The organism is Roseovarius sp. E0-M6 (assembly GCF_037083845.1).
Taxonomy (GTDB): Bacteria; Pseudomonadota; Alphaproteobacteria; order Rhodobacterales; family Rhodobacteraceae; genus Roseovarius.
Genome location: NZ_JBAPLA010000006.1, coordinates 52,449 through 66,176, shown reverse-complemented (window position 1 = coordinate 66,176; position 13,728 = coordinate 52,449). Strand labels below are relative to the sequence as shown.

General features: G+C 61.3%; 12 protein-coding genes. 5 read left to right on the top strand and 7 right to left on the bottom strand.

Annotation, left to right across the window (positions count from 1 at the left end; genetic code table 11):
- Positions 1 to 33: 33 nt before the first annotated feature.
- Positions 34 to 810, bottom strand: a complete 777-nt coding sequence (locus V8359_RS14500; protein ID WP_336429747.1) for a hypothetical protein — start codon at positions 808 to 810, stop codon at positions 34 to 36.
- Positions 811 to 1,071: 261 nt separating this feature from the next.
- Between V8359_RS14500 and V8359_RS14495 the strand changes: the two genes are divergently transcribed.
- Together V8359_RS14495 and V8359_RS14490 are read left to right on the top strand one after the other, a co-directional pair.
- Positions 1,072 to 2,388 (top strand): M23 family metallopeptidase, encoded by a 1,317-nt coding sequence (locus V8359_RS14495; RefSeq protein WP_336429746.1) that lies wholly within the window; start codon positions 1,072 to 1,074, stop codon positions 2,386 to 2,388.
- A complete protein-coding gene (locus V8359_RS14490; protein ID WP_336429744.1) occupies positions 2,378 to 2,932 on the top strand; it encodes a bactofilin family protein in 555 nt (184 codons plus the stop codon). Before V8359_RS14495 ends, V8359_RS14490 begins: the two co-directional genes overlap by 11 nt.
- Before the next feature lie 207 nt (positions 2,933 to 3,139).
- Here V8359_RS14490 and V8359_RS14485 read toward each other — a convergent pair whose 3' ends face one another.
- Together V8359_RS14485 and V8359_RS14480 are read right to left on the bottom strand one after the other, a co-directional pair.
- Complete coding sequence (locus tag V8359_RS14485) at positions 3,140 to 4,015, bottom strand: lysophospholipid acyltransferase family protein (RefSeq protein ID WP_336429931.1); 876 nt, start codon at positions 4,013 to 4,015, stop codon at positions 3,140 to 3,142.
- A gap of 441 nt (positions 4,016 to 4,456) precedes the next feature.
- Positions 4,457 to 5,041 carry an HNH endonuclease gene (locus V8359_RS14480; protein WP_336429930.1) on the bottom strand — a complete coding sequence of 195 codons (585 nt, stop codon included), beginning with the start codon at positions 5,039 to 5,041 and terminating at the stop codon, positions 4,457 to 4,459.
- Positions 5,042 to 5,264: 223 nt separating this feature from the next.
- Here V8359_RS14480 and V8359_RS14475 point away from each other — a divergent pair, with 223 nt between their 5' ends.
- Complete coding sequence (locus tag V8359_RS14475) at positions 5,265 to 6,902, top strand: DNA methyltransferase (RefSeq protein ID WP_336429743.1); 1,638 nt, start codon at positions 5,265 to 5,267, stop codon at positions 6,900 to 6,902.
- A gap of 68 nt (positions 6,903 to 6,970) precedes the next feature.
- Here V8359_RS14475 and V8359_RS14470 read toward each other — a convergent pair whose 3' ends face one another.
- Positions 6,971 to 7,711, bottom strand: coding sequence for a YebC/PmpR family DNA-binding transcriptional regulator (locus tag V8359_RS14470; protein ID WP_336429742.1), 741 nt, complete (start codon positions 7,709 to 7,711; stop codon positions 6,971 to 6,973).
- Positions 7,712 to 7,832: 121 nt separating this feature from the next.
- Here V8359_RS14470 and V8359_RS14465 point away from each other — a divergent pair, with 121 nt between their 5' ends.
- Both V8359_RS14465 and V8359_RS14460 read left to right on the top strand, forming a co-directional pair.
- Complete coding sequence (locus tag V8359_RS14465; RefSeq protein WP_336429741.1) at positions 7,833 to 9,614, top strand: SLC13 family permease; 1,782 nt, start codon at positions 7,833 to 7,835, stop codon at positions 9,612 to 9,614.
- A gap of 61 nt (positions 9,615 to 9,675) precedes the next feature.
- Positions 9,676 to 10,056 carry a cupin domain-containing protein gene (locus V8359_RS14460; RefSeq protein ID WP_336429740.1) on the top strand — a complete coding sequence of 127 codons (381 nt, stop codon included), beginning with the start codon at positions 9,676 to 9,678 and terminating at the stop codon, positions 10,054 to 10,056.
- 9 nt (positions 10,057 to 10,065) lie between these two features.
- Here the strand turns inward: V8359_RS14460 and V8359_RS14455 are convergent, their stop codons facing one another.
- From V8359_RS14455 to V8359_RS14445, 3 genes are read right to left on the bottom strand one after another with little or no spacing between them, the layout of a single operon-like run.
- Positions 10,066 to 11,805 (bottom strand): SLC13 family permease, encoded by a 1,740-nt coding sequence (locus V8359_RS14455; RefSeq protein ID WP_442970388.1) that lies wholly within the window; start codon positions 11,803 to 11,805, stop codon positions 10,066 to 10,068.
- 38 nt (positions 11,806 to 11,843) lie between these two features.
- Positions 11,844 to 12,791 carry a DMT family transporter gene (locus V8359_RS14450; protein ID WP_336429739.1) on the bottom strand — a complete coding sequence of 316 codons (948 nt, stop codon included), beginning with the start codon at positions 12,789 to 12,791 and terminating at the stop codon, positions 11,844 to 11,846.
- On the bottom strand, positions 12,788 to 13,600 hold the full coding sequence (locus V8359_RS14445; protein ID WP_336429738.1) for a TIGR00282 family metallophosphoesterase: 813 nt from the start codon (positions 13,598 to 13,600) through the stop codon (positions 12,788 to 12,790). Before V8359_RS14445 ends, V8359_RS14450 begins: the two co-directional genes overlap by 4 nt.
- Positions 13,601 to 13,728 lie beyond the last annotated feature (128 nt).

Below are 13,728 nucleotides of genomic sequence, written 5' to 3'. Positions count from 1 at the left end.
GCAAACCGCAGCTAAAGCGTTTCGCGAAGCGCTTTAGCCATTCTCGGCCTGCTGGCGTTCGGCCACGGCACGCAGCCGCTCATAGGGCCCCCGCAGCCGCGCCAGCCAGTCGCGCAGGTGCGGGGCCTCTTCCGCCGCACGCTCGAATTTTTCGTGCGCGCGGGCCTCGTGCCCCGGCTCCATCGGGCGAATGCCCGTGCTCTGGCTGACCGCACCATGCCATGCACCCACCTGCTCCCAATCGTCCGGTATGGCGTCGCCCTCCCACTCAAAGGCATGTGGCGCATCACCAAGCCCGACCGACCGCCACCAGCGTCCGATCTCGCGCGCCGGCGCGTCGCGGATCGCCTCCGAGATGAGCACCACGGGATCGTGCCCGGCTGCGCGCAGCCCGTCATAATGCTCCCACTGGGCCGTGATCCCGATCTCTTCTTCGCTGAAATTCGGATCAAGCCGATGATAGGACGCGATCGCCGCCTCCGGGTTGCGGATCAAAAACGCGTGCCGCACCCGGTCACGGAACCGCGCATCTTCAAGTAGGCGGGGCATCACGTAATAGCTCATGTCCTTGAAAAAGACGCCGCGCGTCTCGGCCCGCCGCAACAGCATGTCACGGATGTCGTCATAGGCGGCGGGATGATCCTCCTGAACGTCGAAATGCGGCGTCACACCCGCGCCACGCGCAACGTAATAATCGTACATGAACGGCTCATGCGCACAGTCCAGATCGCCTCGCTCACGCATCACACGCTCGGTCGCGGTCGACATTGATCGGGGATGCGCCCAAAGCGCGATAATCGGAAATGACATGCCTGCGGTCTCCTTTTCCCGGCAATTTCGCGCCGATCAGACCCGGTGTCAAACCAACGGCGCTTTGCGTGCAGCATCCATTTCAGCTCTCAAACCGTTGCATATCGGCAATTTTTCGCCATTCGGCGGGGTTTAGCCGGGTTTCAGGGGCCGGGGCTCGTAAATTTCTTGCCCACGCGTTATCCGCTCGGGTAATCACCTGCCAAGGCACGCCGGCAAGAGCGGGCCATTCAGGGGACGGACAACACAGAAGGACGGATTTTGCGCACACGTCTGGCTATTCGGCTTCACGCCATATTGGAACGGTATTTCCCGGAACGCAGGGTCTTCCTGCGGTCGGATACCGAAACCCGCTTCATTCGCCTCAAACCGGGATCTCAACTCCTTGCGTTCGCGGGCGCGTCGCTCATCGTGTCCTGGACGATCATCGCCACCGCGATCCTGCTGATGGACAGTATCGGATCGGGCAATTTCCGCGAACAGGCCAAGCGCGATCAGCGCATCTACGAAGAGCGCCTCAACACGCTGTCGGCCGAACGCGACAAGCGCGCCGAAGAGGCCCGCGCGGCACAGGAACGCTTCAACGCGGTTCTGGCGCAGGTCTCCACCATGCAATCCGAGCTTCTGGCCTCCGAAACCCGCCGCCGCGAGATGGAAAAAGGGGTCGACGTCATTCAGTCGACCCTGCGCCGCACCATGCGCGAACGCGATGCCGCGCGCGAGCGCGTCGCCGCCCTCACCGACGAGACCGGCGCCGCCGCCACGACCCGAAGCGCCAGCACGGATGAAACCCAGACGCGGACACTCGATTTCGTCACCAACGCACTGGCCGAAACCGCGCAGCAGCGCGACAAGGTCATCGCCGATGCGCGCGACGCGATTCAGCACGCCGACGACATGGCCTATCAGATCCGGCTGATGCAGGATCAGAACGATCAGATTTTCAGGCGGCTCGAAGACGCCATGACCATTTCGGTCGAACCGCTGGACAAGATGTTCCGCAAGGCCGGGCTCAACACCAAGACGCTTCTCGACAGCGTGCGGCGCGGCTATTCGGGTCAGGGCGGGCCGCTCCGGCCACTCTCGATCTCGACAAGCGGTGGTGAGCTGTCGCCGGACACGACCCGCGCCAACGCGATCCTCGATCAACTCGACAAGCTGAACCTCTACCGCATCGCGGCCGAACGCGCACCATTCGACGTGCCGCTCAAGACCGCGTTCCGCTATACCTCCGGGTTCGGCATGCGTTGGGGGCGTTTGCACGCCGGCACCGATTTCGCCGGCGCCCACGGAAGCCCGATCCACGCCACCGCCGACGGCGTTGTCACCTATGCCGGGTGGCAATCCGGCTATGGCCGTCTGGTCAAGATCAAGCACGATTTCGGTATCGAAACCCGCTATGCGCACAACTCCAAGCTCTACGTCAAAAAAGGCCAAAAGGTATCGCGTGGGCAGAAGATTGCTGCTATGGGTAACACTGGACGTTCAACCGGCACACACCTACACTACGAAGTCCGCGTCGGCGGCAAAGCCGTAAACCCCATGATCTACATCAAGGCTGCACGAGATGTTTTCTAAGAGCAAAATCAACGACCCAAGCCCCAAGCCCGCCGACAGCGGCGCGCAGAAGGCTGACACAAAACCCACCGAGACGGCCAAGCCCGCGACCCCCGCGTCGAGCGACTTCAAGGCCTCCGCGCCCAAGGCCAAGCCGCCCGCATCGGTGCTGTCCTCGGACCTGCACATCACCGGCAATCTCAAGACAACCGGCGATATTCAGGTCGAAGGCACCGTCGAAGGCGACATCCGCGCGCACCTGCTCACGATCGGCGAAGGCGCCACGATCAAGGGCGAAGTGATCGCCGATGACGTGGTGATCAATGGCCGCATCGTCGGTCGCGTCCGTGGCCTCAAGGTGCGCCTGACCTCCACCGCGCGCGTTGAGGGCGACATCATCCACAAGACGATCGCCATCGAATCAGGGGCCCATTTCGAAGGCTCGGTTCAGCGTCAGGATGACCCGCTCAACAGCAAGGGCAAATCCGGCAGCAGCCCGCAACAAGGCAGTGCCGCCCCCGCCCAAGACAGCGCGAAGCCGTCCACGCCGACAGCCGCCCAATAATCGGCACGGCCGAGATCGCATCCCAGTAGGTGCCCTGCTGCGCAGCCAACCCTTTCCGGGCCATGGTGCGGAGCGCGGAATCAGCCTCTGCCGCTATATGACTCCCGCGTCATGAAGCTCCCGAAGCCCCCTTCGGGAGCTTTGCTTTGTGCTCCGAAGCGGTTCAGGAAAACCTGAACACAGCCTTTCGCGACACGCTTTGAACATTCACTGACCGTCCCACCGCCTCAGCATCCAATACCATTGATCCGGGTTCGCCATGATCCGCGCCGAGAGACTGTCATTGAAGGCGCGGGTCATGGTGATGCTATCGGTGTGCGGGATCGGACTTTCGAACTCCACCCGGAAGGCATTCTCATCATCCAAGCGGGTTCCATAGGCGGGGATCAGGGGCAGATCATATTTGAGCGCAAGCTGTGCCGCGGACAACGACGTAAGAGCGTTGTGTCCAAGGAAAGGCAGGGGCACCCCCTCCGCATATTTTTCATCGAGCAGAATGGAAATGATGCCACCATCCTTGAGATGCCGCACAAGGGCTCTGGTGCCCACCCGACCGGTTGCCAGAATCGGCCTGCCCGCCGCCTCGATCCCGGCACGAAGCCGGCGCTCATAATGGCGGTTCTTGTTCGGGCGGTAGACGGCCCCGCTTTCAAGCCCGTGCATCTTGAGTACGGCGCGAATGGCTTCCCATTGCCCGAAATGCCCGGAAACGATGATTGCCCCCTTGCCGACGGCCTTGGCCTCGAGCAACGCATCAAGGCCGGGGCCCGAGGCCCTGAATTTCTGGTGCTGTGTCTGAAACTCGGCGTCGTGATATATCTCGAAGAGCGTCCGCCCCATATATCGGCCCATGTCTTGCCCAAGCTTCGCGCGAGCACCGCGCGTCATGCCCGGAAACACACGCTTTGCCTCGCGCTCAAATCGCCGCCGCGCAGGCGGAAACCATCGCATGACCGCTGCGAATGTCGTGCCCAACCCACGAGAGCGCAAATCAAAGGACCGCCAGCGAACAACAGTCAACGCCGACCACAACGGTAGGTATCGCACGTAATGAGCAACTGATTTCAGAGGAACGGTCAGCATATGCCTGTATGACCATTTCCTGCGGCGATACCAATCAAAAAAGCAGGTGGGGGCGACAATCTCGTTTGCAGCCAACGACATGACCTGACCCCTTTTTCATGATTTACAGATCATCACATCGACCCGGCTGATACCGGTCCCAAAGAGCGGCCAGTCGGTAGTCAACCTCGTTTTGGCGGTTGCGATTGGCGCTACGGCAGCAGGGGTCAATGCCGATACACCTTCACCCCGTCGATGCGCAGCGGCTCTGCGCCGTGTTAACGCCCTGCCACCGGGCGCCCTGTTAACCCCCTGCGCGACTCGCCATTCACCGACGCGATACCGACGTGAATACCGACGTGTATACCGATGCGGGTTTTGCCTGTTAACCTTGGGGTTTCGGCGACATGCGGGGCGTCATGCGGAAAATCTCCCGCACGCTGCGTTAACCTCCGGCGCGGTTCACGCCTCCAGTTCCGCATCCCAATACAGAAAATCGAGCCAGCTTTCGTGCAAGTGATTGGGCGGAAACTTCCGGCCCATATTGCGCAGCTCCTCCGCCCCCGGCGCCCGCGGCGGCTTGCGAAGCGCCATACCCGTCCGGTGCAGGCTCTTGGCGCCCTTCTTGAGGTTACAGGCCGAACAGGCCGCCACCACGTTTTGCCAACTCGTCACACCGCCCGCCGCCCTCGGCACCACGTGATCAAAGGTAAGCTCACCCCGCGTCCCGCAATACTGACAACAGAATTCGTCCCGTAAAAACAGGTTGAAGCGCGTGAAGGCCACGCGCTTCTGGGGTTTGACATAATCTTTGAGAACGATGACCGAAGGTATCCTGATCTCGGTCGAGGGACTTCGGACCATGTGGTCGTATTCGGCCACGATATCCACCCGGTCAAGCCAGGCCGCCTTGACCGCCTCCTGCCATGTCCACAGCGACAGCGGATAGTAGCTCAGCGGCCTGTAATCGGCATTGAGAACCAGCGCGGGATGATCCCTCAAGGCCCCGGGGCTGCGCACAAAATCCGTCCTGAAATCACCATCCATCATCGCAGTGTCCCGCCCTCACGCCGGTCTCGTCAAATCCACTATATCCGGTGGTAAAAATCTGACAAGCCACCAGATGCACCGCTTGATTAGCGCGGTTGCATGACGCGGATGTGACGGTCGCCGATGCCTCATCCAACCGTTGCCGCGCCGCCGCGTCACGGATACACTTCGCGTTAACCAAGACCCGTCATCCTGAACGGGCTTATCCGGGGGCGTCTCAATGAACCACCTCTATTACGGCGACAACCTTGCCGTCCTGCGCGAGAGCATCGCGGATGAAAGCGTGGACCTCGTCTATCTCGACCCGCCGTTCAACTCGAACGCCTCCTACAACGTGCTGTTCAAGGGGCCGAAGGGGAACGAGAGCGCCGCCCAGATCGAGGCGTTCGATGATACCTGGCACTGGACCGATGCCGCCGAGGAGGCGTTCGGAGAGGTGCTGCGCTCGGGCAACGGGGCAGCGGCGGAGATGCTGCGCGCGATGCGGTCGTTTCTGGGCGAGAACGACATGATGGCCTATCTGACCATGATGGCCGTGCGCCTGCTGGAACTGCACCGGGTGCTGAAACCCACCGGCAGCCTCTACCTGCACTGCGACCCGACGGCGAGCCATTACCTGAAGATCCTGCTGGACGCGGTGTTCGGGGCACGCTGCTTCAAGAACGAAATCATTTGGAAAAGAACGACGACCCATAGCGACTCAAAGACTTGGAGTCGGGTTGCAGACACGATTTATTTCTACGCAAAATCTCCGAATGACTTTATCTGGAACACGCCGCGCGCACCGCATTCAGAGGAATATCTGGCCTCGAAATATCGCCACGATGATGGTGATGGACGCGGAAAATATCAGCTTGATAACATGACAAGCCCCAACCCCAGACCAAATATGATGTATGAATGGAAGGGCCATGAAAGCCCGCCGAAAGGTTGGCGTTATTCTCTCGAAACGATGCAGCGCTTGCATGACGATGGAAGGATATATTATCCGACGCACAAAGACGGGTCGCCGGATACGTCCAAGCGACCAAGATTGAAACGCTATCTGTCCGAAATGGACGGGGGCGTCATGGGCACGGTTTGGACCGATATTTCCCCAATAAACTCTCGCGCCCAAGAACGCCTCGGCTACCCCACGCAGAAACCCGTGGCCCTCTTGGAACGCATCGTCGCCGCCTCGTCCAATCCCGGCGACGTGGTGCTCGATCCGTTCTGCGGCTGCGGCACCACCGTCCACGCCGCCGAGAAACTCGGGCGGCAGTGGATCGGCATCGACGTCACCCACCTCGCCATCGGCCTGATCGAGAAACGCCTGCGCGACGCCTTCCCCAAGGTTGCCTTCACAACCCACGGCGTGCCGCAGGACATCGCCGGCGCGCGCGACATGGCCAATCGCGGGCGGGAGGACAAGAATTACTATTTCGAATTCGAGAAATGGGCGCTGTCGCTCATCGCCGCCCAACCCGGCAACCTCGGAAAAAAGGGCGCCGACCGGGGCATCGACGGCAATGTCTATTTCGGCAAGACGCAGCGCGCCATCGTCTCGGTCAAGGCGGGCGACAACATTGGCGTCGGCATGATCCGCGACCTGCGCGGCGTGATCGAACGCGAGCACGCCGAGATCGGCATTTTCCTCACCCTGACCGAGCCCAAGAAAACCATGATCGCCGAGGCGGCGGCGGCGGGGCAGTTCGAGATGGAGGGATTCGAGCCGGTGCCACGCATTCAGATCGTGACCATCGAGGAGGCGCTTCGCCTGCGCGACCGCGCCGTGCGCCTGCCCGCGCGGCGCGACGACGCCTTCAAACGCGCCGCGCGCGAGGAGGATCGCGGCGCGCAGGGCAAGCTGGATATCTGACCACCGCCCGTCCCGTTAATCAAATCTGAACCGTAGGGTGGGCAATCTGCCCACCATCACGCAGAGGCTCAGAGCTGCGCCATCACCTCGTCGGACGCGTCGAAATTCGATGTCACGCGCTGCACGTCGTCATCGTCCTCAAGCGCCTCGATCAGCTTCATCAGCTTCTGCATCCCGTCGAGGTCCATCTCGGTCGTGGTCGTGGGCTTCCAGACAAGCTTGGTCGACTCGCTCTCGCCCAGTTCGGCCTCAAGTGCATTCGACACATCATTGAGGTCGGTATCCGCACACCAGATGACATGTCCATCCTCGCTGCTCTCCACGTCTTCGGCGCCGGCTTCGATCGCGGCCATCATGACCGTGTCGGCATCCCCCGCCTCGGCGGGATAGATCACCTCGCCCTTGCGTTCGAACATGAACGCCACGCTGCCCGTCTCGCCAAGGTTGCCGCCGTTCTTGGAAAAGGTCGAGCGCACCGTGCTGGCCGTGCGGTTGCGGTTGTCGGTCATCGCCTCGACAATCACCGCCACGCCGTTCGGGCCATACCCCTCGTAACGGATTTCCTCATAGTCCTCGGCCTCACCGCCGATGGCCTTCTTGATGGCCCGTTCGATCACGTCCTTGGGCACCGAACTGGTCTTGGCTTCCTTCACCGCCAGCCGCAGGCGCGGGTTCTTCTCGGGGTCCGGGTCACCCATTTTGGCGGCGACAGTGATTTCCTTCGCAAGCTTCGAGAAAAGCTTCGAGCGCGCCGCATCCTGCCGCCCCTTGCGGTGCTGGATGTTGGCCCATTTTGAGTGGCCGGCCATGGTGACCTCCGAAATATTGGTGACGATCTGCATTTCTATATGTCACCCGGCGCCATCGCTGCAACCCGGTTGCGGTCTCGTGCGTTAGGGCTTGGTACGCATGCCAGCCACGGAGGTCATCGTGACCCAAGATCAAGTGATGCTTTTTGCCCTTTTCGCCGTTATTTTCGCGCTTTTCATGTGGGGGCGGGTGCGCTTTGATCTGGTGTCCTTCGCGGCCTTGCTCATAGGGGTCATTCTGGGCCTCGTCCCTGCCGAGGATGCATTTTCCGGGTTCGGCCACCACGCCACGGTTATCGTCGCATTGGTGCTGCTTGTGTCCGGCGGGTTGGTGGATTCTGGCGCGATTCAATTGATCACCCGCACGCTGATCAAGAAAAGCTACGCGATGCGCACCCATATCAGCATCATGAGCGGCCTGGGCGCCGCGCTTTCGGGCTTCATCAACAACGTGGCCGCATTGGCCCTTCTGATGCCGGTCGATGTGGAAACCGCGCGCAAGGCAGGGCGCGCGCCGGGCCTCACGCTCATGCCGCTTTCCTTTGCCACGATCCTCGGCGGGTTGGTCACACTGATCGGCACGCCGCCCAACATCATCGTCGCGTCCATCCGCGAGGAGGAGCTAGGCGAAAGCTTTGCGATGTTCGATTACACGCCCGTCGGGGCCCTAACCGCGCTGGTCGGCGTGATATTCGTCGCCCTGATCGGTTGGCGGCTTATGCCCGCCCGTGTCGCAGACCAGGACAGCAGTGCGCACCTACGCGATACATCAGTCTATATCGCCGAATTGTCCGTCCCCGAGGACAACGATCTGATAGATCACATCCTCGATGAGCTTTACGACGAGATGGGTGTCAAAGGCGCAAACATCATTGGCCTGATCCGCGATGGCAAACGCCGCTTCGGCAGCAACCGGCGGACAAAGATCAAAGCTGGCGACATTTTCCTTCTGGAAGCCACCGCCGAAGCCTTGGAGGAGTTTCGCTCAAGCAAGGATCTCGAGTATACCGATGCGGAACGGCGCGACGCGACCAAGGAGAATTCCCACGGGCTTGAATTGCTGGAACTGGTGGTACCCCGCGATGCGCGAATCGCGGACAAGACCGCCCGGGACATCGGCCTGAACTGGCGTCACAGGACCGTGGTCGTAGGCGTTTCACGACAGGGGCAACAAATCCGCAACCATCTACAAAATGCTCGGATTCAGCCCGGCGATATCCTGTTGCTGCTCACCCCCAAGGACGATGCGGCCAACGTGAGCGATTGGCTGAACTGTATTCCGCTGGCCGAACGCGACCTGTCGGTGATCCAACCGGAAAAGGTGTGGCTGGCCGTCGGGTTTTTCGCCGCAGCCGTGTTTGCGGCCACTTTAGGGCTTGTTTCGCTACCGATCGCGTTGGGCTGTGTGGTGGTGGCTTATATCGTGACAGGTGTCCTGACCGCCGGCGCCATTTATCAGCGGATCGAATGGCCCGTGGTGGTGCTTCTGGGCTCGCTCATTCCGCTTGGCACCGCGCTCAAGGACACCGGCGGGACAGACCTGCTTGCCACTCAGCTTGTGACATTGACCGAGGGTCTGCCGCCATGGGCGGTGATGGCGGCGCTGATGGTGCTGACCATGACAATGTCGGACATCCTCAACAACACTGCGACATCCATCGTCGCCGCCCCCGTCGGAATCGAGATGGCGCGCGCGCTGAGTGTCTCGCCTGATGCGTTTCTGATGGCGGTGGCCGTGGCAGCGTCCTGTGCATTCCTGACGCCCATCGGACACAAGAACAACACGCTGATCATGGGCGCGGGCGGCTACCAATTCAGTGATTACTGGCGCATGGGCCTGCCGCTTGAGATTCTGGTCGTCACAGTCTCGGTACCATCCATCCTGGTTTTCTGGCCCCTTTGATGGAACCACCCCGCACAGCCTTACGTTGCAGGTGAACCGTGACACGGAAAAGGAGGCCATCATGTCCGACAGCAAGAGAGCCACGATGCCCATCGTCAAGATGGCAAAAGAAAACGATGAGTTCCGACAGGTCGTCCATACCGGCGAAAAAACTCAGGTCGTGCTGATGTCGGTGCCCGAAGGCGGCGAGATCGGTGGCGAAGTTCATGAAGGCCACGATCAGGTTTTGATCTTCGTCGAAGGCAATGGCAAAGCCGTCATCGGCGACGCGGTAACCCCCATAAACGAGGGCGATCTAAGCTTCGTGCCGTCGGGGGCATATCATAATTTCGTCAATACCGGCAAAGGGCCCCTCAAGCTCTACACGACCTATTCGCCACCCGAGCATGCGCCGGGCACCGAGCACGAAACCAAAGCCGAGGCCGACGCCGCCGAGGAGTGAGCCCGTGCCCTAAAGTGGCCAGATCAGCGGGATCAGCGCCGAGGCCAAAAGCCCGACACTCAGATTCAAAGGCACGCCTATCTTGAGAAAGTCGGTAAAGCGATAGCCGCCCGGCCCATAGACCAGCGTGTTGGTCTGATAGCCGATGGGCGTCGCGAAACTCGCGCTGGCCGCAACCATCACCGCCACCACAAGCGGCCTCGGGTCGATGCCCATCGCCTCGGCAAGCCCGATCGCGATGGGGGTGATGACCACGGCCACGGCGTTGTTGCTCACCATTTCGGTCAGCACCGAGGTAATAAGGTAAATCGCCCAGATCACCGCGACGCCGGGCAACAGTATGAGCCACGGCGACAGCATCTCGACGATCAGCTTCACCGCGCCCGAAGCCTCAAGCGCGGCCCCCACCGCCAGCATCGAAAAAATCAGCGCCAGAAGCTGCCCCTCGACAAAGGAGAACGCTTCGTCCGCATCAATGCATCGCGCCAACAGCACCACCGCCACCGCGATCACCGCAAGCGCCAGGATCGGCGCGATACCCAGCCCGGCCAGAACCACGATCCCCAGAAGCGCGGCGATGGCCACGGGCGCATGACCCCGCCGGAACCCCCGCGCCGAGGGTTTCGAGACATCGACAAGGTTCATTTCCGTGGCCAGACGTTTGATGTCGTCAGGCGCACCCTCAAGCAGCAGCGTATCCCCGACCCGCACGATCAAATCCTCAAGCTGCCGGCCGATATTCTGGTTCCGCCGATGCACCGCCAGAGGATAGACCCCATAACGCCGTCGCAGGCGCAACGACCCGAGCGACCGGCCCACCATCTTGCAATCCGGCGTGATCAGCACCTCGACCGTTTTGGTCTCGACCGCCGAGACCTGATCGACCCGCTTGAGGCTCTTGTTGCGTTGCAGGCTCAGAAGCTCGGTCATCTGCGTGCGCAGAACCACCCGATCCCCAACCCGAAGCTCAACCCCGTCAAGGCTCCGCCTGAGCGACTGATCCCCCCGGATCACATCGACAAGTCGCACGCCCTCGCGTTTGAAAAGTTGAACACCCGTCACCTCGCGCCCGATCAGGTTCGATTCAGGCGGGATCACGGCCTCGGTAAAGAATTTCATCTTCGACCGATCCGACAGCATGTCCGCCATGCTGTCCCGACGCGGCAGAAGATAGGGACCGATGAACCGCAAATAGATCATGCCCCAGATCACCAACGCGATGGCAAGCGGCGTGACCTCGAAAATGCTGAACGGCTCAAGCCCCTGCGCCCGCGCCACACCATCCACCAGAAGGTTCGTGGACGTCCCGATCAGCGTGAGAGTGCCCCCTAGAATCGCCGCGTAACTAAGCGGGATCAAAAGCTTGGAGGCCGGAAGGCCCATCGTCCGCGCGATCTGCACAAAAACCGGGATCATCACCACGACCACAGGCGTGTTGTTCATGATCGCCGATCCAAGGATCACCAGAGCCAGAAGCATCGCAATGGCGATTTTCGGATTGGTGCGCGCCTGCATCTCGGCCACGGCGGTAAACGCCTCAAGCGCGCCGGTCCGCACCAGCGCCCCCATGATGATGAACATCGCCGCAATGGTCCACGGCGCGGGGTTCGACAAGACGGCAAGCGCCGCGTCATAGGGCAAAAGCCCGGTCACCAGCAACGCAGCGACGCCCCCCATGGCCACCACTTCCACGGGATAGATTTCGCGAACGAAGAAAACGAACATCACCGCGACAACGCTCAGCGTCATCAGGGCCTGTGTCGTTTGCGACAGGTCAAAATAGGAAATCACGTGCGCGGCGCCTCGTCTGGTGGATGCCCATCATCCTCCATGGCCCGCCCCGGCACAAGCACCCGCACCGCCCGCGGCTGAACAAGGAACATACCCAGCATCATCACCCCCAGCGCGAGCCAGACCCACGCCGAATAGCTCTCTGACAAAAGGCCCATGGACCACAAGACACCGGTCGCCGTTACCACATAGCTTGTCTGCGCCGCAAAGACGGACCCCGCGCGCCCGACAAGCCAGACATAGCAGGCGTAGACAAGCCCGTGCACCATGGCTCCGACCACCAGCGCAAGCTCGGGCAGGCCCACACCGTCCAGCGGGTTGATCCATTGCCCTGTGCCCACAGCAACCGGCAACGTGATCGCCATCCCGATCAGGGACGCACTGAAAATAACCTGCATGGGATCAAGGCCCTGCGTCCCCCATTTCGACACAAGATTGCCCTCGGTCGCATAGAGCAACGGCGCCAAAAGTGCGATCAGCACCCAGATGCCCGACGATCCCTCCGAAAGGCTCGCATCCGGTCCCACCAACAGAATGATTCCCAAAAGGCCGCACCCGACGCCTAGGAACCGGCTCGCCTCGAACCGCTCATTGCCAAGCGCCAGGGCGATCGGCAGCGAAAACATCGCCACCGTCGAGGTGGTGATCGACATCACCCCCCCGGTCAATGTCATCGCGGCAAGGTAATAGAATATGTCCGGAAGCACCGCCCCGCACAGCGCCACCATGACGAAAAGCGGCATGTATTCGCGTTTGAAGACAAGCGGCTTGCCCCGCAGAACCGTGATCGAGCCAAGCAGGATCACCACCGTGACAAGCTGCCAGAAAATCAAGCCGAAGGGCTTGTGCCCGGTGCTCACCGCGACCTTGGCCAGCGGAATCGTCAAACCCCATCCCGTGCCCATCAAGAACAGCACGGCATAAAGCCCGATACGCTCCATCATGCGCCCGACTCCTGCAAGCGGCCACCTTGGCGCACCATCTCGATGCGGGTTGCCTTGCCCGTGCGATCATCGGTTTCCACGTAAACACCCGAGAGTGTCGCCTCCCCCATCGCCGGCTCGAACCGAGCCGAGGGCATGCCGGTGACAAAGCGGCGCATCGGCTCGGTCTTCTCCATGCCGATCACGCTCAGGTAATCGCCGCACATGCCGGCATCGCTCAGATATGCGGTCCCGCCCGGCAGGATCATCGCATCCGCCGTGGGCACATGGGTATGCGTGCCGACCACAAGGCTTGCGCGGCCTTCACAGAAATGGCCTGCCGCCATCTTCTCGCTTGTCGCCTCACAATGAAAATCCACGATCGCGGCCTGCACGGCACCACCAAGCCGATGGGTCGAAAGCACCCGGTCCAGCGCCGAAAACGGATCATCATAGGGCTGCTTCATAAAGACCTGCCCCAATGCTTGCGCCACAAGAACCTTGCGCCCGCGTGCATCCGAAAAGACCCGCGCGCCCTGACCCGGCGGGGTCTTGGCGATGTTCAGCGGGCGAATGACGCGTGGTTCCGTCTCAAGAAATTGAAGCATGTCCTTTTGATCGAAGGCGTGATCGCCCAGCGTGATCACGTCCGCACCCGCCTCCATCAGGGCGCGCGTATGCCCCGCATTGAGGCCCCGCCCGTTGGTCGCATTCTCACCATTGACGACCACGAAATCCAGCCGCCATGCCTCACGCAGGCCCGGCAGCCGCTCGATCACGGCCTGCCGTCCGGCCCGGCCCATCACATCACCCAGAAAAAGCAGTTTCATGGGCGCGAGTTAATGCGTTTCGCTCTTCGCCTGCAACAGGCAGATCCCGTCGAACATATATTTCTCGCACCACTCCCGCCCCTCGTCCACAATCGCCCCGCCCCTGCGCGAGGCAATTGCCGGACCCC